General features: G+C 61.1%; 18 protein-coding genes. 14 read left to right on the forward strand and 4 right to left on the reverse strand.

Annotated elements, in window-relative coordinates; all coding sequences use genetic code 11:
• The first annotated feature begins 68 nt into the window (after nt 1–68).
• Nucleotides 69–1,040 (forward strand): tetratricopeptide repeat protein, encoded by a 972-nt coding sequence (locus ACWBU6_RS15445; RefSeq protein WP_452644299.1) that lies wholly within the window; start codon nt 69–71, stop codon nt 1,038–1,040.
• A 9-nt stretch (nt 1,041–1,049) separates the two neighbouring features.
• Here ACWBU6_RS15445 and ACWBU6_RS15450 read toward each other — a convergent pair whose 3' ends face one another.
• Together ACWBU6_RS15450 and ACWBU6_RS15455 are read right to left on the reverse strand one after the other, a co-directional pair.
• Nucleotides 1,050–1,616, reverse strand: a complete 567-nt coding sequence (locus ACWBU6_RS15450; RefSeq protein WP_452644301.1) for a hypothetical protein — start codon at nt 1,614–1,616, stop codon at nt 1,050–1,052.
• A gap of 14 nt (nt 1,617–1,630) precedes the next feature.
• Nucleotides 1,631–3,397, reverse strand: a complete 1,767-nt coding sequence (locus ACWBU6_RS15455; RefSeq protein ID WP_452649571.1) for an EAL domain-containing protein — start codon at nt 3,395–3,397, stop codon at nt 1,631–1,633.
• A 180-nt stretch (nt 3,398–3,577) separates the two neighbouring features.
• Between ACWBU6_RS15455 and ACWBU6_RS15460 the strand changes: the two genes are divergently transcribed.
• The 9 genes from ACWBU6_RS15460 (at nt 3,578) to ACWBU6_RS15500 (ending at nt 14,053) form a co-directional block, all read left to right on the forward strand.
• Nucleotides 3,578–4,213: a methylamine utilization protein gene (locus ACWBU6_RS15460; RefSeq protein WP_452644303.1), complete on the forward strand. Its 636-nt coding sequence runs from the start codon at nt 3,578–3,580 to the stop codon at nt 4,211–4,213.
• A 4-nt stretch (nt 4,214–4,217) separates the two neighbouring features.
• Nucleotides 4,218–6,593 carry a putative bifunctional diguanylate cyclase/phosphodiesterase gene (locus ACWBU6_RS15465; protein ID WP_452644305.1) on the forward strand — a complete coding sequence of 792 codons (2,376 nt, stop codon included), beginning with the start codon at nt 4,218–4,220 and terminating at the stop codon, nt 6,591–6,593.
• 90 nt (nt 6,594–6,683) lie between these two features.
• Complete coding sequence (locus ACWBU6_RS15470; RefSeq protein ID WP_452644307.1) at nt 6,684–8,861, forward strand: prolyl oligopeptidase family serine peptidase; 2,178 nt, start codon at nt 6,684–6,686, stop codon at nt 8,859–8,861.
• A 3-nt stretch (nt 8,862–8,864) separates the two neighbouring features.
• On the forward strand, nt 8,865–11,270 hold the full coding sequence (locus ACWBU6_RS15475; RefSeq protein WP_452644309.1) for a zinc-dependent metalloprotease: 2,406 nt from the start codon (nt 8,865–8,867) through the stop codon (nt 11,268–11,270).
• A gap of 43 nt (nt 11,271–11,313) precedes the next feature.
• Nucleotides 11,314–12,024: a hypothetical protein gene (locus ACWBU6_RS15480; protein WP_452644310.1), complete on the forward strand. Its 711-nt coding sequence runs from the start codon at nt 11,314–11,316 to the stop codon at nt 12,022–12,024.
• A gap of 31 nt (nt 12,025–12,055) precedes the next feature.
• A complete protein-coding gene (locus ACWBU6_RS15485; protein ID WP_452644311.1) occupies nt 12,056–12,478 on the forward strand; it encodes a hypothetical protein in 423 nt (140 codons plus the stop codon).
• 6 nt (nt 12,479–12,484) lie between these two features.
• Nucleotides 12,485–12,916: a GNAT family N-acetyltransferase gene (locus ACWBU6_RS15490; protein ID WP_452644312.1), complete on the forward strand. Its 432-nt coding sequence runs from the start codon at nt 12,485–12,487 to the stop codon at nt 12,914–12,916.
• A gap of 58 nt (nt 12,917–12,974) precedes the next feature.
• A complete protein-coding gene (locus ACWBU6_RS15495) occupies nt 12,975–13,436 on the forward strand; it encodes a hypothetical protein (protein WP_452644313.1) in 462 nt (153 codons plus the stop codon).
• 221 nt (nt 13,437–13,657) lie between these two features.
• Nucleotides 13,658–14,053, forward strand: coding sequence for a GFA family protein (locus ACWBU6_RS15500; protein ID WP_452644314.1), 396 nt, complete (start codon nt 13,658–13,660; stop codon nt 14,051–14,053).
• A 27-nt stretch (nt 14,054–14,080) separates the two neighbouring features.
• Here the strand turns inward: ACWBU6_RS15500 and ACWBU6_RS15505 are convergent, their stop codons facing one another.
• Nucleotides 14,081–15,001, reverse strand: a complete 921-nt coding sequence (locus ACWBU6_RS15505; protein WP_452644315.1) for a hypothetical protein — start codon at nt 14,999–15,001, stop codon at nt 14,081–14,083.
• A gap of 63 nt (nt 15,002–15,064) precedes the next feature.
• The gene (locus tag ACWBU6_RS15510) at nt 15,065–15,640 is read right to left on the reverse strand and encodes a helix-turn-helix domain-containing protein (RefSeq protein ID WP_452644316.1); all 576 of its coding nucleotides are present in this window, start codon (nt 15,638–15,640) and stop codon (nt 15,065–15,067) included.
• A gap of 114 nt (nt 15,641–15,754) precedes the next feature.
• Between ACWBU6_RS15510 and kbl the strand changes: the two genes are divergently transcribed.
• From kbl to thrC, 4 genes are all read left to right on the forward strand, one after another.
• Entirely contained in the window at nt 15,755–16,957 is a 1,203-nt protein-coding gene (gene kbl / locus ACWBU6_RS15515) for a glycine C-acetyltransferase (RefSeq protein WP_452644317.1), read from the forward strand.
• 21 nt (nt 16,958–16,978) lie between these two features.
• Nucleotides 16,979–17,941 carry an NAD-dependent epimerase/dehydratase family protein gene (locus ACWBU6_RS15520; protein WP_452644318.1) on the forward strand — a complete coding sequence of 321 codons (963 nt, stop codon included), beginning with the start codon at nt 16,979–16,981 and terminating at the stop codon, nt 17,939–17,941.
• A 20-nt stretch (nt 17,942–17,961) separates the two neighbouring features.
• Nucleotides 17,962–19,341 (forward strand): L-serine ammonia-lyase, encoded by a 1,380-nt coding sequence (locus ACWBU6_RS15525; protein WP_452644319.1) that lies wholly within the window; start codon nt 17,962–17,964, stop codon nt 19,339–19,341.
• A gap of 146 nt (nt 19,342–19,487) precedes the next feature.
• On the forward strand, nt 19,488–20,963 hold the full coding sequence (gene thrC, locus ACWBU6_RS15530; RefSeq protein WP_452644320.1) for a threonine synthase: 1,476 nt from the start codon (nt 19,488–19,490) through the stop codon (nt 20,961–20,963).
• Nucleotides 20,964–20,971: the final 8 nt, after the last annotated feature.

A 20,971-nucleotide genomic window follows, 5' to 3' on the forward strand; every position in this document is an offset into this window, starting at 1 on the left:
GCAAAATCAAACGTAGCACGGAGTCGCTTCTTATACTTTAGATAACAATCGAGGGTATGGAGGCGACGATGGGCAAACGTCTGGCAGACCGGGAGCGCATCTTCCGGTGGTTCCTTGGCCCCGCCCAGCGGGGCAATCCCTACGCCCAGTTCAACCTGGCGCTTCTGTACAAAAACGGGCATGGCGTCGAAACCGACATGCGCCTCGCATTCGGCTGGATGCGCATGTCTGCGCTACAGGGCCTGGCATTCGCCCAGAACCAGCTCGGCGCCATGTACTACAAAGGCGTAGGCACCGCCAACAGCGATGCCGAAGCGGTGTACTGGTTCCGGCGCGCGGCGCGCCAGGGCGATCCCGCCGCCCAGCAAAACCTTGGACAGATGTACCGGCGCGGACGCGGTGTGGCCGTGAACGAAGAGATGGCTGCGCGCTGGTTCAGCCGCGCCGCGGAGCAAGGCGTGTCCAGCGCGCAGGCGCTGCTGGGCGAGGCTTACCTGAATGGGCGCGGCGTGGCGGCGGACTGCAAGCTGGCGCAGGCATGGCTGCGCAAGGCCGCCGTGCGCGGCGAAGTCCACGCCCAATGCCTGCTGGGCAGCATGTTCGCCCACGGTACCGGCGTGGAGCGCGACGCCGTGCAGGCCCTGATGTGGTACAGCCTCGCCGCGGAGGGCGGTTCGGCCCAGGCCCAGTTCAGCGTGGCCGTGCTGTATGCGAGCGGCGATGGTGTGCAGCGCGACCTGGCGCAGGCGGTTCACTGGTATCGCAGCGCAGCGGAAAAGGGCGATGCCGCGGCCCAGAATAACCTGGGCGTGCTGTACGCAACGGGGCAGGGTGTCACCCAGGACGAAGCCGAAGCGCTGCGCTGGTACCGGCGGGCCGCCGCGCAAGGCCATGCGCTGGCGCGGCACAACCTGGCCGGCTTGCGTGGCGGCGCGGCCAACGCAGGCTTGCCGGACGAGCAGGTGCACGGCAATATTGATTTCGACGAAACGTTGCGGCAGCATCCCCATGTGCCGGAGGCGCGCAACAGCCCGCGCTGAAACGGCCTGTTAGCGCTGGATCGGCATGGGGCGGCCGGATTGCGGCGCCAGTACCATGGTGGCGGCCAGGCGTTCCAGTCCCAGCTGGGCCTCGACGTTTTCGATGCGCACGCTGTACGTGCCGCGCGCCAGCGCGAAGCTGCCCAGGCTGCGCGTACGCTGGTTGGCCCATTTGCTGGCCACGCACAGGGTGTTGACGGTGCGCGAATGCACCAGCATATTGTCTGGCTTGCGCCGGACTTCCACCTTGAACGCCATCGGGCGGCCAAAACTGGCGCGCTGCTGTTTGGGGACCCTGGCCAGGTCGGTGCCTTCGTCGCAATCTTCCACCCTGCGATCGCCGATGATCGATACTTCCTGCTGGTTCAGGGAATCGCCGGAAGGATTGCGCATTTCGAGCACCAGGACGTAGCTCAGGTCGACCGGCACCTGGACCTCGGCGCTGGCGACGGTGCCCGCTTCGCCGAGCTTCACCTGGACGTCCTTCATGAGCGGAGGGAATTCACACAGCGCGACCGTTGCCATCGCCAAGCCGACAATGGGTTTCTGGCACAAGCTGTAGATCAGGGGGCTCATGAATTCAATATAGACTACGCCCCCTGCGTTTGCAGCCTGCGATCGATGAAAAGGCTGTTGCCATGTATCTTTTTGGCCTGCTTCTTCGCGTCGGCCGCGCTGGCGGCGATCTGGTGATGCGAATAATACTGGTGCGGTTCGACACGGATGACGCCAAGCGACAGGCTCATGAGCGAATAGAACACCTTCTTGCCCTGGCGGTCTTCGCTGATATAGCCGCCGCGCTCACGGTCTTCGTTGCTGTAAAAGTCCGCGATAGCGGTGGCAAAATCTTCCAGCACGGCCTGGCAGCGCTGCTCCCAGTCCTCGCTCTGGAACAGGATCACGAAATCGTCGCCGCCGATGTGGCCGACGAAATCGCGGTTGCGGTCGCCGTGCTTGGCCAGGATATGCCCTGTCAGCTGGATCACATCGTCGCCGCGGCGGTAGCCATAGACATCGTTGAAAGGCTTGAAGTGGTCCAGGTCGACATAGCACACCCAGAAGCGGGTGGCGCATTGCAGCAGGCGGTCGATATGTTCGTTGATCGGCACGTTGCCGGGCAACTGCGTCAGCGGGTTGGCGTAGCGCGCGGCGTTGATCTGCATCTGCGTGATTTCGCGCATCAGGTCATGGCCGGTGCCCATGCCGATATAGCTGCCGTCTTCCGTAATGATGAAGCCATTGAACAGGTGGTGGGCATCCGATTCAGCCATGCGGCAGGACAGGTCTTGCAGGCTGGTGTCGACGTCGGCAATGATCGGCTTGGCATCCATGAAAAGAGTGCATGATTTCTTTCCATACAATTCGCGTTGGTAAGGCCGCGCGAAATGGTCGATCATCTCGAAGCGCGACACCAGCCCAAGCGGGCGGCCGGAATCGACGACTGGAATGATCATCAGCTTGGGATCGGCCATGAAGATTTCATAGACGTCGTTGTTGTTCATCGATGGCGGCACGGCAGCCACGTTGTGCAGCAGTTTGCGGATCGACACGGCATTTCTCTCGGCAGCGCGTTGCGGATACACCGCCACGCCATTGCGGCCCAGTACCTTCACTACTTCCGCCGGCAGGGCCCGTGCCGGCTGGATGTGCGGACGACCCAGGTGGTAGCCCTGGCCATAAGCGATGCCAAGGTCGCGCAGCACCAGCAGTTCCGCCGCCTTTTCGATGCCTTCGGAAATGACGAGGGTATTGGATTTGTCGGCAATCTCCTGGATCGAGCGCACGAACTGCAGCTTGACCGGGTCGTGGTCGATGCCCTGGATGAAGTGCATGTCGATCTTGACGAACTCCGGGCGCAGCTCGGACCACAGGCGCAGGCTGGAGAAGCCCTCGCCCAGGTCGTCGATCGCGATCTGGAAGCCCATTTTGCGGTAATGCAGCACCGCCTCGCGCATCCGCTCGTAGTCGTAGGTCGGCTGGTTCTCGGTCAGCTCGATAATGACGTTGGCGGGATTGAGGCCGAATTCATGGATGTAGCCCAGGGTTTCGCCCTGGCTGCCATCGTGATGGCGCACCAGCGATTCCGGGCTCACGTTCAGGAACAGCTTGCCCGGCAATTGCAGTTCGGCGAAGCGTTCCAGCACGATGCGGCGGCACAGGTATTCCACTTCCCGTGACAGGCTGCTGGCGCGCGCCACGCGGAACAGGTTGAGCGGCGAATGCAGCGGGCTGTCCGACGGGCCGCGGATCAGGCCTTCGTAAGCGATGATCTGGCCGCTTTGCATGTGGACGATGGGCTGGAACAATGCGTGCAACTGGCGGCGCGCGATGATGTCCAGCAGGTGCTGGCCGAGCATGGCATCGGGCGGAGCACGCAGGTAAGTCACATTGTTCGGGAGGGCGGCAGTCGAAGTGCTCACGATGGCGGGCGCAAAAATGGCAACGTCATGATTCTGTGCTGAAATTGTGACAGCATGATGAACGCCGGAAACACTTTTTGGCGTTACAATAAGCTTCCACGACCTTGACTGAGAACGATGCCGAGCCAGTCCTTGATCCGTTCCGCTGCGTTGGCGGCTTTCAGTTGTTCCAGTGTCGCCCTTGCCGGCGGCGGGATTACCGTGCACGTCGCGGACGCCGGCGGCAAGCCGCTGGCCGAGGCGGTGGTCTACCTGGAGGCGGAGGGCGGGCCAGCGCTGCCCAAGTTGCAGAAAGCCGGTGAGATCAGCCAGAAGGGCCTGAAGTTCATTCCGCTGGTGACGGTCATCCAGACCGGCAGCAAAATCTACTTCCCGAATAACGACAGGGTGCGGCACCATATCTACTCGTTTTCAGCGCCGCACAAGTTCGACCAGAAGCTGTATTCCGGCACCACGGCCGATCCCCAGACCTTTGACAAGCCGGGTACCGTGGTCCTTGGCTGCAATATCCACGACAAGATGATTGCCTATGTGCGCATCGTCGACACCCCGTATTTTGGCAAGACTGGCGCCAATGGCAGCGTTGTCATCGATGCACCCGCCGGCAAATACGTGTTGAAGGCGTGGCATCCCGACATCGTGGGCGGCAATGCGCAGGAACAGGCGGTGCGCCTGTCCGACGGCGCTGCAAGCGCCAGCTTCAGCTTCCCGCTGAAGCCACCCTCAACCGATCCGGACGCGCAAGCTTATTGATACCATGCGATTTCGCAGCCTTGAAAGCCGTATCGTCACCTTGTTCCTCGTGCTGCTGATCGTGGTGCAGCTGGTGGGGCTGGTCGTGATCCAGCGCGGCATCGACAGCAATGCCCGCACTGCGATTGCCTCGGAACTGCTCAACGGCAGCAAGGTGTTTGCCCGCCTGATGGAGCAGAATGCGCAGAACCTGCGCAACGGAGCGCGCCTGCTGTCGCGGGACGCCGGTTTCCTGTCGGCGATCGGCAATACCGACGACGATGACCGCGCCACCATCGAGTCCGCGCTCGCCAACCACGGACGGCGCATCAAGGCGGCCATGACAATGCTGGTGAGCCCCGAACGCAATGTTGTCGCTTCCACCAGCGATGCGCAGGCGGCGGGGCTGGAACACATGGTCAAGGCGATGCTGGACAAGGCCGGGCAGGAGGATGGTGCGTACGGCATTGCCATCGTCGAACGGCTGCCGTACCAGGTGGTGGTGGTGCCGGTCAAGGCACCGGTGACCATCGGCTTCGTGGTGATGACCTTCCCGCTGGACGAACGCCTGGCGCGCGATATGCAGGAAACCACGGCGCTGCAAACGCTGCTGCTGACGCGGGACCCGCATGGACGCTGGCTGCCCGTGGCATCAAGCCTGGCGCCCGCCGCAGTGGAGCGCATCATGGCGCAACTGCAGGGCATGGGCCGCATGCCGGCCGAAGCCTTCGACGTCGATATCGTTGGCGACAAGCTCAGCGTGCATATGACGAAGATCGGCGAGGACGATGGGCATATTGCGGTGGCGATGCTGGGCCGTTCGATCGACGAGGCTACGGCCGAGTATGCGCGCCTGGAGCGCTGGCTGCTTGGCCTGACCGTGGCCGGCATGATCGTCTGCGTGATTGCCAGCGTGGTGACGGCCAAGCGCATCGCGCAGCCGCTGCGCCAGCTGGCCGATACCGCGAAAAGGCTGGAGCAGGGCGATTACAAAGTCGATATCGCCACCTCGCGTGCCGATGAAATCGGCGAACTGGCGCACGCCTTTGGCAGCATGCGCGACGGTATCGCCAAGCGGGAGCAGGAAATCCGCCGCCTGGCCTACTGGGACCCCCTGACCAACCTGCCGAATCGCGCACAGTTCCTGCTGCTGCTGAACGACGCCATCGGCGAAGCGCGCAAGCGCGGCGGTTCCGTTTATGTGCTGATGATGGACCTGGACCGGTTCAAGCACGTCAACGATGTGATGGGACACAGTTTTGGCGACGCCTTGCTGAAGCAGGTGGCAGGCCGCCTGCTGCAGAAGCTGGCCAACCGCCGCCATCCGGCCCAGGTGGCGCGCCTGGGCGGCGACGAATTCGCCGTGCTGCTGCCCGCCTCGGACCTGGACCAGGCGGTGGTGGTGGCATCGGAGATCCTGCAGGCGCTGGAGTCGCCGCTTTCGCTGGACGAACAGATGGTCGACATTGGCGCCGGCATCGGCATCGCCGGCTTCCCGGATAACGGTGTGGATGGCGAAGAACTGCTGGGCAAGTCGGAAATTGCCATGTACGCCGCCAAGCAGCGCAACGAAGGCGCCGTGGTATACGAGGAGGCGATCGACAAGGGCAGCCAGCAAAGCCTGTCGCTGCTGACTGAGTTGCGCCAGGCCGTGGAAAACAATGAGCTGCGGCTGTTTGTCCAGCCCAAGGTGACACTGGCAACGGGCCAAGTGGTCGGCATGGAAGCGCTGGTGCGCTGGCAGCACCCGGTGCGCGGCAATGTCTTCCCCGACCAGTTCATCCCGTTTGCCGAGCAGACCGGCTTTATCCGCGCGATCACGCACTGGGTACTGGAGCGTTCGGCGGAGTTGTGCCATGCACTGGCGCAGCGCGGCATTCACCTGAAGGTCTCGGTCAACCTCTCCACCCGCGACCTGCTGGACCAGGAATTGCCGTTCAAGTTCGGCGAAATCTTCATGCGCCACCATGTGTCGCCCGGTGCCTTCTGCCTGGAGATCACGGAAAGCGCGATCATGGACGACCCGGTACGCGCCCAGCAAACGCTGGAACGCCTGCACGCCATGGGCTGCGATCTTTCGATTGACGATTTTGGCACAGGCTACTCGTCGCTGGCTTACCTGAAACGGCTGCCGGTCGACGAACTGAAAATCGATAAATCGTTTGTACTGAATATGGTGAACGACGTGGGCGATGCCAAGATCGTGCGCTCCACCATCGACCTTGGCCACAATATGGGCCTGCGTGTGGTGGCAGAGGGCATCGAGAGCGAGGCTGCCTGGAGCATCCTGGCGGAGATGGGATGCGACCAGGGCCAGGGCTACCATATGAGCCGTCCGATCCCTGCCGCCGAGCTGGCAAGCTGGGTCGAGAACTGGAAAGCCGCTGCCTTGGCCGAATAAAAACCGGCGCCCGGGGCTCTGGAGAGTTACTTATTTGTCAAAGTTCAAGTTATGATCGCTGCCGCATCATAACCACTCTACGGAAGACAAATGCCATTCAAGCGCGCCACCCTTGCACTTTCCCTGATCGCCGCCTTCTCCGGCCCAGCCCTGGCCCAGGGCCAGGCATGCCCGGCAGGTGTGCCGGCTGTGAGCTACCCAGCTACCAAGAAGGTTGACCAACAGGACAATTATCACGGCACCCTGGTTGCCGATCCATACCGCTGGCTGGAAGATGCCAACAGCAATGAGACCAAGGCATGGGTGGCCGAGCAGAACAAGGTGACGCAGGCCTGGCTGGCCCAGATTCCCGCGCGCGAAGCGATCAAGGCGCGCCTGACCAAGCTGTGGAACTATGAACGCTACGGCGTGCCGTCGAAGAAGGGCGGCCGCTATTTCTACAGCCGCAACGACGGCCTGCAGAACCAGGCGGTCTTGTATACCGCTAAAACCCTGTCCGAAACGCCGCGCGTGCTGCTTGACCCGAATACCCTGGCCGCTGACGGCACCGTGGCGCTGGCCGGCACCGCGGTGAGCCCGAACGGCAAGTTCCTGGCTTACAGTACCGCCGCATCCGGCTCGGACTGGAATGAAATCAAGGTGCGCGACATCGCTACCGGCAAGGACCTGGCCGACCACATCAAGTGGGTCAAGTTCTCCAATACCGCCTGGGCTGCCGATGGTTCCGGTTTCTACTACAGCCGCTACGACGAGCCGACCGAAGAAAGCAAGCTGGCTGGGGTGAACTACTTCCAGAAAGTGTACTTCCACAAGCTGGGCACCGGACAAAGCGCCGATACGCTGGTCTATCACCGTCCGGACCAGAAGGAATGGGGCTTTGGCGCTGAAGTGACCGACGATGGCCGCTACCTGGTGATCAACGGCTCGCATGGTACCGAACAGAAGAACCGTGTATTCATCAAGGACCTGAAAGCCAGGGATGCGCAAGTGCTTGGCCTGCTGGAAGCGTTCGACGCCTCCTACAGCTTCATCGACAATGAAGGCCCGCTGTTCTATTTCCTGACCGATAAGGACGCGCCCCGTTCGCGCATTGTCGCCATCGACATCCGCAAGCCGGGCATCGGCAACTGGAAGGAAATCGTTCCGGAAACCCAGCAAACCCTGACCGGAGCCAGCATCATCAACAAGCAACTGGTGCTGAATTACCTGAGCGATGCGCACAGCGCGGTCAAGGTATTCGACCTGAAGGGCAAGCCGGTGCGCGAGATCTCCCTGCCCGGACTGGGCACCGCTTCCGGCTTTGGCGGCAAGGCCACGGATGCCGAGACCTTCTACGCCTACACCAGCTTCACCACACCGACCACGATCTACCGCCTGGACATGAAGAGCGGCAAATCGAGCATCTATCGCCAGCCGAAGGTCGATTTCGATCCGAGCGCCTTCGAGACGCGCCAGGAGTTCTTCACCAGCAAGGACGGCACCAGGGTGCCAATGTTCATCGTGTCGAAGAAGGGCATGAAGCTGGATGGCAGCAACCCGACCTACCTGTACGGCTACGGCGGCTTCAATGTTTCTTTGACCCCGGGCTTCTCCGTGTCGAACCTGGCATGGGTTGAGATGGGCGGCGTGTACGTGGTTGCCAACCTGCGCGGCGGCGGCGAGTACGGCGAAGCATGGCACAAGGCCGGCACCAAGCTGCAGAAGCAGAACGTGTTCGATGACTTTATCGGCGCGGCTGAATGGCTGGTGGCGAACAAGGTGACTACGCCGGCCAAGCTGTCGATCGGCGGCGGCTCCAACGGCGGCCTGCTGGTTGGCGCCGCCATGACCCAGCGCCCGGAACTGTTTGGCGCGGCGCTGCCCGCGGTTGGCGTGATGGACATGCTGCGCTTCCAGAAGTTCACCATCGGCTGGGCATGGGCTTCGGACTACGGCTCCTCCGATAACGCTGAAGAGTTCAAGGCGTTGGTCAAGTACTCCCCGCTGCATAACTTGAAGCAGGGCGGCTGCTACCCGGCCACCATGGTGATGACTGCCGACCACGACGACCGCGTTGTGCCGGCGCACAGCTTCAAGTTTGCCGCTGCCGCCCAGGCCGCACAAGGCAGCGCCGCACCGATCCTGATCCGCATCGACGCCAAAGCAGGCCATGGCGCCGGCAAGCCGACCACCAAGCAGATCGAGGAAGTGGCGGACCGCTGGGGCTTCCTGACCCGTGCCCTGGACATGCAGCCAGCTGCACCGGCAAGCACCACCGGCGGCCAGTAAGCCATGCGCGCGCTCCTGCTGCTGTGGACAGCCCTGCTTGCGCCGGCCACGGCGGCGGAAGCGCCTAAGACCTTCGCCGAGCAGACCCGGTCGCTGGCGGCGCAGCCCGGTTTCATCGATGTCTGGCGCGACGCCGAAAGGGGCAGGGTGCTGCTTTCCGTGCGCGAACTGGATCAGCCGTTCCTGCTGGTCTCATCGCTGCCTTACGCCCTCGGTTCAAACGACGTTGGGCTGGACCGTGCGCAGCCGGGCAGTCCGAAGCTGGTGCGCTTCCTGAAATACGGCAACCGCCTTTTCCTGGTGCAGGAAAACACCCGCTTTGTCGCGCGTTCGGCCGACGCCGACGAGCGCAACGCGGTAGCCGAATCCTTCGCTGGCGCTGTCCTGTGGTCGGGCGATATCCTCGCCAGCGATGGCGCGCGCCACCTGGTCGACTTCTCCAGCTTCCTGCTGGCCGACCAGCACGGCGTGGTGCAGCGGCTGGAAGAAACCAAACAAGGCAACTATCGCCTTGATGAAAAGCGCAGTGCCGTGCTGGCGGCCGAAGCGAAGGCCTTTCCAGATAATATCGAACTGGAATCCCTGCTCACGTTCGCCGGCCCAGGCACCGGCGAGTACGTAAAACAGGTGGCGGCCGACCCGGCCAGCGTGACGATGCGCCAGCATATTTCCATGGTGAGGCTGCCGGACAATGACTACCGGCCGCGCCGCTACCACCCATTCTCCGGCGGCTTCGACGCCGGTTACTATGACTTCGCCACGCCGTTAGCCAGCAGCCTGGACGTGCGCTGGCAGGTGCGCCACCGGCTCGAAAAAGGCGGAAAACCAATCGTCTACTATCTTGACCGCGGCGCACCGGAACCTGTGCGTTCGGCACTGCTCGATGGCGCGCGCTGGTGGACAAGTGCTTTCGAGAAAGCAGGCTTCAAAGATGGCTTCCGCGTCGAATTGATGCCGGAAGGCGCCGATCCTGCCGACGTGCGTTATAACGTGATTACCTGGGTACACCGCGCCACGCGCGGCTGGTCGTATGGCAATGCGATAGCCGATCCGCGGACCGGACAGATCGTTCGCGGCGCGGTGACGCTCGGTTCACAGCGCGTACGGCAGGACATCCTGATCGCCGAGGCATTGCTGGCGCCTTACGGTAAATCGGCACCCGCCGAACGGCGGAAATTGGCCGAAGAGATGGCGCTGGCGCGCCTGCGCCAGCTCGCAGCGCATGAAGTTGGCCACACGCTCGGCTTCGCGCACAATTTTGCCGCAAGCCGCCATGGTAACGGCTCGGTAATGGATTACCCGCACCCGGTGCTGAAGCTGGGCGCAGATGGCGCGATTGACCTGCAGGACGCATACGGCGTGGGCGTCGGCGCCTGGGATGATTACGTCGTCAAGCATATCTACGGGGATTTCGGCAGCGAAGAAGCCGAAACCGCGGCATTGGCGAAACTGCGCAGCGAAGCCCGCGCCGCCGGCCTGCAATATGTCTCCGACGAGGATGCGCGCGCACCGGGCGCTTTGCATCCAAACGGCTTGTTGTGGGACTTTGGGCCGGATACCTTGAAGACCTGGGATCAACTGGGCGCCATTCGCCGCCGCGCGCTGGATAACTTCTCGCTTGACGTGCTGCCCGATGAACGGCAGGCTGGTGAGCTGGAAGCACGGCTCGTGCCGGTCTACCTGCTTCAGCGATACCAGGGAGAAGCGGTCGCACGGCTGTTGGCCGGCGGCGAGTTCGAATCGGCGACTAGCGCCGACATCCGTGCGGGCCGTGCCGCGGCAGGGATCAGGATCACTCCCGCTGCGACCCAGCGGGCTGCCCTGGTACGCCTGGCCGCTACGCTGCGCGCCGAGTATCTCGCCTTGCCGGCAGGCGTCCTCGATCAATTGTCGCCCCCCTCGATCGGGTACGAGCGCAACAAGGAATACTTCGGCACCCGCATGACTGCCGTGTTCGACGCGCTCTCCGCGGCGGAATCCGGCGCCGCGCAGACCGCCAGTTTTCTGTTCGATGCTGGCCGCCTGAACCGCCTGTATTGGCAACATGCCCGTGACGCTTCCATGCCGGGGACGGTCGAAGTGGTGGACGCCGCTTTGGCCCAGGGGTGGAAGCGCGGGCCGGTGCCCTCCAATGTAGCCGGCGGCGAAGCGGTGCAGCTGGCCGCCAACTGGGTGGTGCTCGACGCATTGCTGCAGGCATTGGATGGCGGCAAACTGCACGCAAATGTCGACGCCGAGCTGCGCCAGCAATTGCGTTCCTTCGCCGCCTGGCTGAAAGCAAACCCCGGCAAAGGCACAACGGCTTCCAGCCGCGCCCAGGCGGCCGATCATGTTTCGCGCTACCTCGCGGATCCCCGCAGCGTCAAGCTACGCACGCTGCCTGCGATCCCGCCCGGCGCGCCGATCTGAATTGCAGCCGCACACCAGAACCCAGCCAAATGGAAATGCACCGATGTCACTTAACACGCTGGTCGGCAAGTCCCTTGACCGCATATTTCGTGAGACCGCCGGCGCCTCCTCCTTTTCAAAGCAACGCGCAAGCGGCCCGGACTTGCGCAGGTTCTTCCACGAAACCGGGCACGCCCAGCGCGAAATTCTCTACTACCGGGACAAAAGGTGGTCGGCCAGCGGCGGGACCTTATATGCCGAAATTTGCTGCCTCGTCCCGACGCTCCAGCAAGCGGTCCACGGAGTCATGCAATCGCTCCAGGCCCCGGACTACAGCATTCCTTCCAGCCATTTCCAGTACGCATTGTCGGAGCACGAGCCAAGGCGTGCCTGGCCAATACATTCTCCCGAAGACGTTGCCGCATTTGAACGCGAAATGGCGGACTGGCTGCCTTCAGTTGCGTTGCCATGGCTGGCCCAGTTCGAGACGAGCGACGGCGTCATCCAATTTATGCGGACCAAGGGAAACCTCGTGATGCTTGCCATATTCCTGGCGTCGCTGGGCGACAGCGAGGGCGCGATGCAGGCGGTCGCCGCATGGCTCGAGAACTTGCCACGGCAGATTGAAAACAAGCTTCGAAGACTCGTTAGATCCGGCTTGATCGCGCCGGCCGACGAGTCATACCTGGCTTTGGCGTCCATTCAAAGCGAAGAGGACTACCGATTGCGCATCGCCGAATGGCTGGCAGCCAAACAGGACGGCGTTGGGACGTGATAATATTTTTCAAAACACCACATTGGCAAACATGAACATCCGTGCAGTCTTCTTCACCACCCTTTTTTGCGTCTTGAGTACAGCGGCATCCGCTGCCCCTTCAACCCTCACACTTTCCGGGCGCTACGAGTACAGGACCGATCCGGCAAGCCTTGAAATGTTGGATGGCCGCGTCTGTTTCTACCCGACCGGTCGCTCGGCCACATTGCTGCCACGCCCAGCATCCGACCAGCGCTTGCCCTGGTTCTGCTTCAAGAACGATGCGCAAGCCAAAAAGCTTCTTGGCCTGCCTGGTCAACGGCAGGCCCCGGCATGCGGCGTCGCGGGGGAAGCCACTGTCAAGGTGGCCGATTATGTCGTCTTCCTTGAACAAGCTGATGGTTACGACACGGCCGTGCTGCACGCCGTGAGCGGCAGGAAGGAAGCCGGGCCGCTGCCGTGTGAGGAAGGTTAGTGGTCGATGGAAGAGTTTCGAATCACCACTGCCGCGCACGAGCTGGACATTTCCCTTGTACACAGCTTCCTGTCAGAGCAATCTAGCTGGGCCAAAGGGATTTCACGCTCGCTGGTCCAGCGTTCGATCGAAAACTCCTTGTGCTTCGGTGGATTTCTTGGCAAGAACCAGGTCGCATTTGCGCGTGTGATCTCGGATTACGCCACGTTCGCCAACCTGGTGGACGTCTTCGTCCTGCCCGAACATCGGGGCCAGGGGTATGGCAAAACGCTGATGGCCGCTGTCTTTGCGCATCCTGAGCTTCAGGGGCTGCGCCGGTTCACGCTCGCCACGGGCGATGCGCACGGCCTGTATGCGCAGTTCGGATTCACGGCGCCCTTGTATCCACGGTCACTCATGGAGCGCTATGTTCCGGGAATGTATGAGGCTAAAGCTTGATGCGCGCAGGCTGCTGCACTGAAATGGCTGCAAATGTCTACGGCAGACACTAAGGACGATGCTGCAAATCTTCGCCGACAGCCGTGATGTATCAGGAGCGTTCGTGGCCGATGTTCTGGTTGGTGCTGGCGTGACGCTTGTCATGGCTGGCGCCTTCCTGCTGTTGGCACGGAGCCAGGGGCGTAAGCTCTATTTGTGGCCAGTGGTACTCCTGGCGATGGTGGCCCTCCTTGTTGTGGCATGGCGTTCGTATGATGCGACGTATGCCCGCTTCATCGAGGCGGATGTTTCAACATCGGGCCTGCGCCTGCGCTTTGCAGGCGTCAACGTAAAGGGCGTGACCATTTATCCTGGCGCAATCGATTCGGTGTCATTCGGCCTGCCGGGTAAATCGGACCGGCAATGCTACATCCGGGTCTTGCTCAAGAACGGCGATAGTTACCGCAGCTCGGTGATTGACCAGAAGCCTGCGGATTGCAAAAAGCTAAGACAGGAAATAGTGCAGGCGCTGGCGGGGTGAAACCGGGCAGCCCGCCTTCCTTTCAATATAATGGTGCGGTCGCAATGAGCACATTCTGACCATGAGCGGTTTCATGCCCAACAATCCGCTGCCGCCGGGATCGTTGATTTACATGGGTAAGGAAGTACAAGACCATTGGCTGCATGCCATCCCTAAAATGGAGGGCGCCGGGCCGCGAATCAGCATGACCTTCAGGTCCATCGTCAAATAGGAGCATTGTGATGATTACACGCGTCGCATCCTGCAGCTGCGGCCAACTCACGGCCGAAGTTGTCGGAGAACCCGTGCGAATTTCGATCTGCCATTGCCTGGCTTGCCAACGCAGGACAGGTAGCGTGTTCGGGGAGCAGGCCAGATTTCCACGTGAGAACGTGACTGTGTCCGGCGTCTCCACCCCGTACGAACGGGTGGGCGACGAAGGCGGCAAAGTAACGTTCCAGTTCTGCCCAACTTGCGGTTCGACCGTCTACTATAGTCTCGGGAGCCTCAATGGCTTCGTGGGCATACCGGTAGGGGCATTTGCTGATCCTTCCTACCCCGCGCCACGCGTCTCGGTCTACGAGGAACGGATGCATGGCTGGGTTGTTCCACCACCGGACGCGGAAAGGATTCCGTAGGCTTCTGTGCGGCGGTTCCAGGCGATGCTAGTTTTTGTTTTTCATGAGCCTGGCGCGTTCTTTGTCGATGATGCTTTGGCTCTTCGCATTCGTCCAGCCTGGATTTGCTTTCTTGGCGGCCTCATACCACGCGGTCAATTTCTCCAGGGCTTCACTATAAGGGGGCGAATAGGACGGGGGCAGGTTAAGCGTCGTATCGCATGCGTCCGCTGGAGGAGCACCGGCGCTGTGTGGCAATCCAAGGCTTTCGATATTATCGACCCGCTTGATGAATTGTCTTGCGGCCTCCGCATACCTGCTATTGAACTGATGGCCGTGGGGCGCCAGGAGCATATACCAGCCAATTCGACCGCGAACTTTATCGAGTGGCGCTTCAAGGATCATCAGACGGGTCTTGAGAACAGGCGGCTTCATTTGATACTGGCTGCGTATTCCCGGGCGTTGCCAATCGAAGTATCCGTCGGCCTCGTTGTAGCCCTGCTGGACTCCCACATAGACATGGCTGTTACGAACCGCGATGAATTGGATCGACGCCCCCCTGGGGAGCCCTCGCACTTCCTTGACAAAACGCCGCCCGCCATCGGTGGAAAACACCAGCTGCCTGTGGAAGCCGGAAATGTTGGCCAGCACCACGTCAGGATCATCGCTAGTGAAAGTGGCAGCAGGAACGCCAATCTCGCCCACGTAAGAATCGATGTTCCTGCTCTGGTCGACAAATCGCACGGTGCCGTCACATCCGGCGTCCAGTTCTGCGGTAAACCAGCGCTCGCCTTCCCAGTTCCAGGCCTTTTGCAGTGGAGTTGTAACGGAGCCGATGCTATTCCCGGAGCTCGTTGGCGGTTGCTGAATGATGGGGGCGGGAATGTCAGGGTGGCTGGCGCACGCCGAGAGGAGCGTGGCCAGTGCAAACGGTATGAATTTGGTGGCGTGATGGAGAGCGGTAGGCATGCGTGCGAACGGAAATTACTGAATTGAAAGATATTATCTCAATTGTAATTTTCTTCGCGCGCTTTAGCGATGAATGACTACCAGCAGTGCTTTGGCTTCGGATTTGCCTGGATTGCGAATAGCGTGGTGCTGGTCGGCAGCGTAGCGCGCGGTGCCACCCAGCTTGATCTTCTTCTTGTTGGAGCCGACCTCCAGTTCCATCGATCCGTGCAAGATAGTCAGGTGTTCGGTCGTGCCCGGGTCGTGCGGTTGCGACACCAGTTCGCCGCCCGGCGACAGGGTCAGCTCGTACCACTCGTATTTACCGGCCAACTCCATCGGACCCAGAATCCGCAGCACGTAGCCGGCATGCGCCCCAGGCAGGGTAGGGGTTTCGTGCGCGTCCACCAATTTGATCGTTTCGACATCCTTCTCCACGTCGGACAGCAGTTCGCCGATCTGCACGCCCAGTGCGTTGGCCAGGCGCCAGGTAATGGCGATGGTCGGATTGGCCTTTTCTCGCTCAATCTGGGACAGCATGGACTTGGAAACTCCCGCAATACGGGACAGGTCTTCCAGCGTCAGGCCCCGCGCCAGGCGCAGACGTTGCAGGGCGGCGCCGACTTCCGGCGGGGCATTGGTGGAAATGTTCGGCTTCACGCTTGCAGAGTTCAATATAGTAAAGTAGGATTCCGTATATCGAATTTGCGTTCAATATAGTGAATTCCGGTCTTATTAGTGAAATAAGAGTAAACTTTACATCAGAGGACGACCATGAGCCAAGCGACGAATGCGTTTTACACCGGCCTGCAACAAAACCTGGAGAAGCTGCGCAATGATGGCCTGTATAAGCCAGAGCGCGTAATTGCTTCCCGCCAGGGCAGCGAGGTGCAGTCGGAAGACGGTCGTACCCTGATCAATATGTGCGCCAACAATTACCTCGGCCTGTCGGGCCAGGAATGGGTGGCGCAGGCTTCCATCGAAGCCACTGAGAAGTATGGCTACGGCCTGTCTTCGGTGCGCTTCATTTGCGGCACGCAAACCGTGCACAAGCAACTGGAGAAGGCCATCTCCGAATTCCTGGGCACCGAAGACACTATCCTGTACGCGGCAGCATTCGATGCCAACGGCGGCGTATTCGAGCCATTGTTCGACGAGAACGACGCGATCATCTCCGATGCATTGAACCACGCGTCGATCATCGACGGCATCCGCTTGTGCAAGGCTGCGCGCTTCCGCTACGCCCACAACGACATGGCCGACCTGGAAAAGCAGCTGCAGGCGGCCGCCGACAAGCGCCATAAGGTCATCGTGACTGACGGCGTGTTCTCGATGGACGGCACCATTGCGCAGCTGGACAAGATCGTCGAACTGGCGGAGAAGTATGGCGCCCTGGTCATGATTGACGAGTGCCACGCTTCCGGCTTCATGGGCAAGACGGGGCGCGGTACCCACGAACACCATAATGTGCTGGGCAAGATCGACATCATCACCGGCACCCTGGGCAAGGCCCTTGGCGGCGCAATGGGCGGCTTCACCTCGGGCCGCAAGGAAGTGATCGACACCCTGCGCCAGAAATCGCGTCCTTACCTGTTCTCGAACACCCTGGCGCCAGCCATTGCCGGCGCTTCGCTGGAAGTGCTGAAGCGCCTGTCCGCTTCGACCGAACTGCGCGACCGCCTGCATGAAAACACCGCTTACTTCCGCAAGGAGATCGAGCGTATCGGCTTCACCATCAAGCCCGGCACCCACCCGGTCGTGCCGGTGATGCTGTTCGAGGCGCCGGTTGCGCAGAAATTCGCGGCCCGCATGTATGAACTGGGCGTGCTGCTGTCGGGCTTCTTCTATCCTGTGGTGCCGATGGGCCAGGCGCGCGTGCGCGTGCAGCTCTCCGCCGCCCACACCCGCGAGCAGCTGGACAAGGTCCTGGCCGCATTCGAACAAGCCGGCAAAGAGCTGGGCATCATCAAGAACTAATCAGGAAAACAGGTAAGAATCATGGAACGCATTCTCGTCATCGGCGCCAATGGCCAAATCGGTAGCGAACTGGTGGAAGCACTGGCAAAGCAGCACGGCGAACAAAACGTCATCGCAACCGACATCAGCCCGGTCAACAAATATAGCGCACCGCGCTACCAGGTGTTGAACGTGATGGACAAAGCTGCGCTGCAAGCGCTGGTGGCTGCCGAAGGCATCACCCAGGTGTACCAGTTGGCCGCGATGCTGTCCGCCACTGGCGAGGCGGCTCCGCTCAAAGCCTGGGACCTGAACATGGACGGCCTGCTGAACATCCTGGAAGTGGCGCGTGAACGCGGCGAGCAGGGCAAGCCGCTGCGCATCTTCTGGCCGTCGTCGATCGCCGCCTTCGGCCCCAACACCCCGGCCGAGAACACGCCGCAGTACACCGTGATGGACCCGACCACGATTTACGGCATCTCTAAGCTGGCAGGCGAACGACTGTGCGAATATTACTTCCTGAAGTACGGCGTGGATGTGCGTTCGATCCGCTACCCGGGCATCATCAGCTTCAAATCGCCGCCGGGCGGCGGCACCACCGACTACGCGATCGCGATCTTCCACTCCGCGCTGCGCGGTGAGCGCTACGATTGCTTCCTCGGGTCGAAGACTACTTTGCCGATGATCTACATGCCTGACGCGATTCGCGCAACCATTGAATTGATGGACGCACCCGCTTCACAAATCAAGATTCGTTCGTCGTACAATGTCGCCGGCGTTTCCTTTAACCCGGAAGAGCTGGCTGCAGCGATTACCCGCGCGGTGCCCGACTTCAAGATCGCCTACACGCCGGATAGCCGCCAGGCGATTGCCGACAGCTGGCCGCGCAGCCTGGATGATTCCCGGGCGACTGCGGACTGGAACTGGAAAGCCCGTATCGGCGTGGACGAGATGGTGAAGGACATGCTGGCGAATATTGACGTGAGCCTCAGCGAGGCCGCATAACGAGAGAGAGACAAGCAACAATGGACATGAGTGTTTTCGACCTATTCAAGATTGGCATTGGCCCATCGAGCTCGCATACGGTGGGACCAATGGTGGCGGCGCGCCGCTTCCTGGTCGAAAACGGTCCATTGGACGATGTCACCTCTGTGACGGCCGAGTTGTACGGCTCCCTGGCCCTGACCGGCATCGGCCACGGCACCGACAAGGCGGTGCTGCTTGGCCTGATGGGCGAGACGCCGCAGGGCGTCGATCCCGATGCGGTGGACGATATGCTGGCGGCGGCCGATGTCGACGGCGAGCTGCGCCTGCTGGGCGAGAGGGCCATTCCGTTCACCCGCAAACAGCACCTGGTGTTCCATATGTCGGAAAACCTGCCGGAACACCCGAACGGCATGCGTTTTACGCTGACCCGCAGCGATGGCAGCTCGGTTGCCAGAATTTACTATTCGGTCGGCGGCGGTTTCATTCGCGCCGAAGGTGAAGAGGCGGCCGCTGACGGCAAGCCTGCCGTGCGCCTGCCTTACCCGTTCAACACCATGGCGGAATTGCTGGGACATGGCGTCAGCAGCGGCAAGACCATTCCGCAGATGCTGCGCGCCAACGAGCTGACGCGCATCGGCGAGGCAGAACTCAACGAAGGCATGGACCGAATCTGGCACGTCATGCGCGATTGCATCCAGCATGGCCTGGAAACGCGCGGCCAACTGCCGGGCGGCCTGAATGTGAAGCGCCGTGCCGCCGACCTCTGGCGCCAGGCGCAAGGCGGTGATCGCGCCAATCAACTGCCGCACGATGCATTGAACGGCGTCAGTTTGTACGCGATGGCGGTCAATGAAGAGAATGCGGCGGGTGGACGTGTTGTAACGGCGCCTACAAATGGGGCCGCAGGCATCATTCCCGCTGTGCTGAAATATTATGCGGAAGACTGCAAACCGGTCGACCCGGTATCCGGCGTGCGCGCTTTCCTGCTGACCGCCGCGGCGATTGGCATGCTGTGCAAGCGCAATGCATCGATCTCCGGTGCGGAGGTAGGGTGCCAGGGGGAGGTTGGCGTGGCGTGCGCGATGGCAGCTGCCGGCCTGGTGGCGGCACTGGGCGGCAGCAATGCCCAGATCGAGAACGCGGCCGAAATCGGTATCGAACATCACCTGGGCATGACTTGCGATCCGATCGGTGGCCTGGTGCAGATTCCTTGCATCGAACGCAACGGCATGGGTGCGGTGAAAGCAATTACCGCCGCCTCGCTGGCCATGAAGGGCGACGGTACGCACTTCGTGACGCTGGATAATGTGATCGAGACCATGCGCCAGACCGGGGCGGATATGCAGGCCAAGTACAAGGAGACTTCGCTTGGCGGCTTGGCCATTCATGTCGTTTCGGTCAATCACGCTGCCTGCTAAACCGGTAACCTGGGTCGGGCCCTTGGGCCTGACCCGGCACTACCGGTTTTCAATAGAAAATTTCAAAAACTGGCTTAATTCACAAAGAAACTCCGGCCAGACTATAATAGGTGTCCGTTTTCACCTGCCACCGGACTTTCTATCTTATGCAATACGTGTCTACCCGGGCCGACGCGTCGGCTGCATCACACTCCCTCCAGCAATTTTCCGACATCCTCCTGGGTGGCCTGGCGCCAGACGGCGGCCTGTACCTTCCAGTCGAATATCCCCAGGTTACGGGCGAAGAGCTGAACAAGTGGCGCCACCTGTCCTACGCTGACCTTGCAGTAGAAATCTTAAAAAAATTCGCCGGCGACATTCCGGAAGACGACCTGCGCGCCCTGGCGAAAAAGACCTATACCGCCGACATTTACCGCAACGTGCGCGAAGGCGAAAACGCCGCCGAGATTACCCCGCTGCGAGTACTGGAAGAAGCCGACGGCAAGAAGCTGGTGCTGCAGTCGCTGTCGAACGGCCCGACGCTGGCATTCAAGGACATGGCCATGCAATTGCTGGGTAACCTGTTCGAGTACGCCCTGGCCCGGCAGGATGCACAACTGAATATCTTCGGCGCCACCTCCGGCGATACCGGCAGCGCTGCGGAGTACGCAATGCGTGGCAAAAAAGGCATCAAGGTCTTCATGCTGTCGCCGCATAAGAAGATGAGCGCCTTCCAGACCGCCCAGATGTTCAGCCTGCAGGACCCGAACATCTTTAACATCGCCGTCGAAGGCGTATTCGACGACTGCCAGGACATGGTCAAGGCCGTCTCGAACGACCTGGAATTCAAGGCCCGCCACAAGATCGGCACCGTGAACTCGATCAACTGGGCACGCGTTGTGGCGCAGGTGGTGTACTACTTCCGCGGCTATCTGGCAGCGACCAAGAGTAACGAGCAGAAGGTGTCGTTCACCGTCCCATCGGGCAATTTCGGCAATATCTGTGCCGGCCATATCGCCCGCCAGATGGGCCTCCCGATCGACAAGCTGGTGGTCGCCACCAACGAGAACGATGTGCTGGACGAGTTCTTCCGCACCGGCATTTACCGAGTGCGCAAGTCGGCCGAGACCTATCACACCTCCAGCCCGTCGATGGATATTTCGAAAGCTTCGAACTTTGAGCGCTTTGTGTTCGACCTGGTGAAGGGCGACGGCAAGCGGGTACGCGAACTGTTCAAGAAAGTGGAAACCGAAGGCGGCTTCGACCTGTCCGGCGCGCCGGGCAGCGATGGCGACGAGTTCAAGCTGGTGTCCAATTACGGCTTCAAATCCGGCAAGTCGACCCACGCTGACCGCGTCCAGACCATCCGCGACGTGGCGGATGATTACGGCATCGTGATCGACACCCACACCGCCGACGGCATCAAGGTGGCCAAGGAATACATGGAGCCGGGCGTGCCGATGATCGTGCTGGAAACCGCATTGGCTGCCAAGTTCAACGAGACCATCCTGGACGCACTGGGCCAAGATGCTGAGCGCCCAGCCGGCTTCGAAAATATCGAAGCGCTGCCGCAGCGCTTTGAAGTTATGCCGGCCGATGTGAGCAAGGTAAAGGCCTACATCGCCGCCAATACGGGACTGTAAAAACATGG

The organism is Pseudoduganella sp. HUAS MS19 (genome assembly GCF_053615455.1).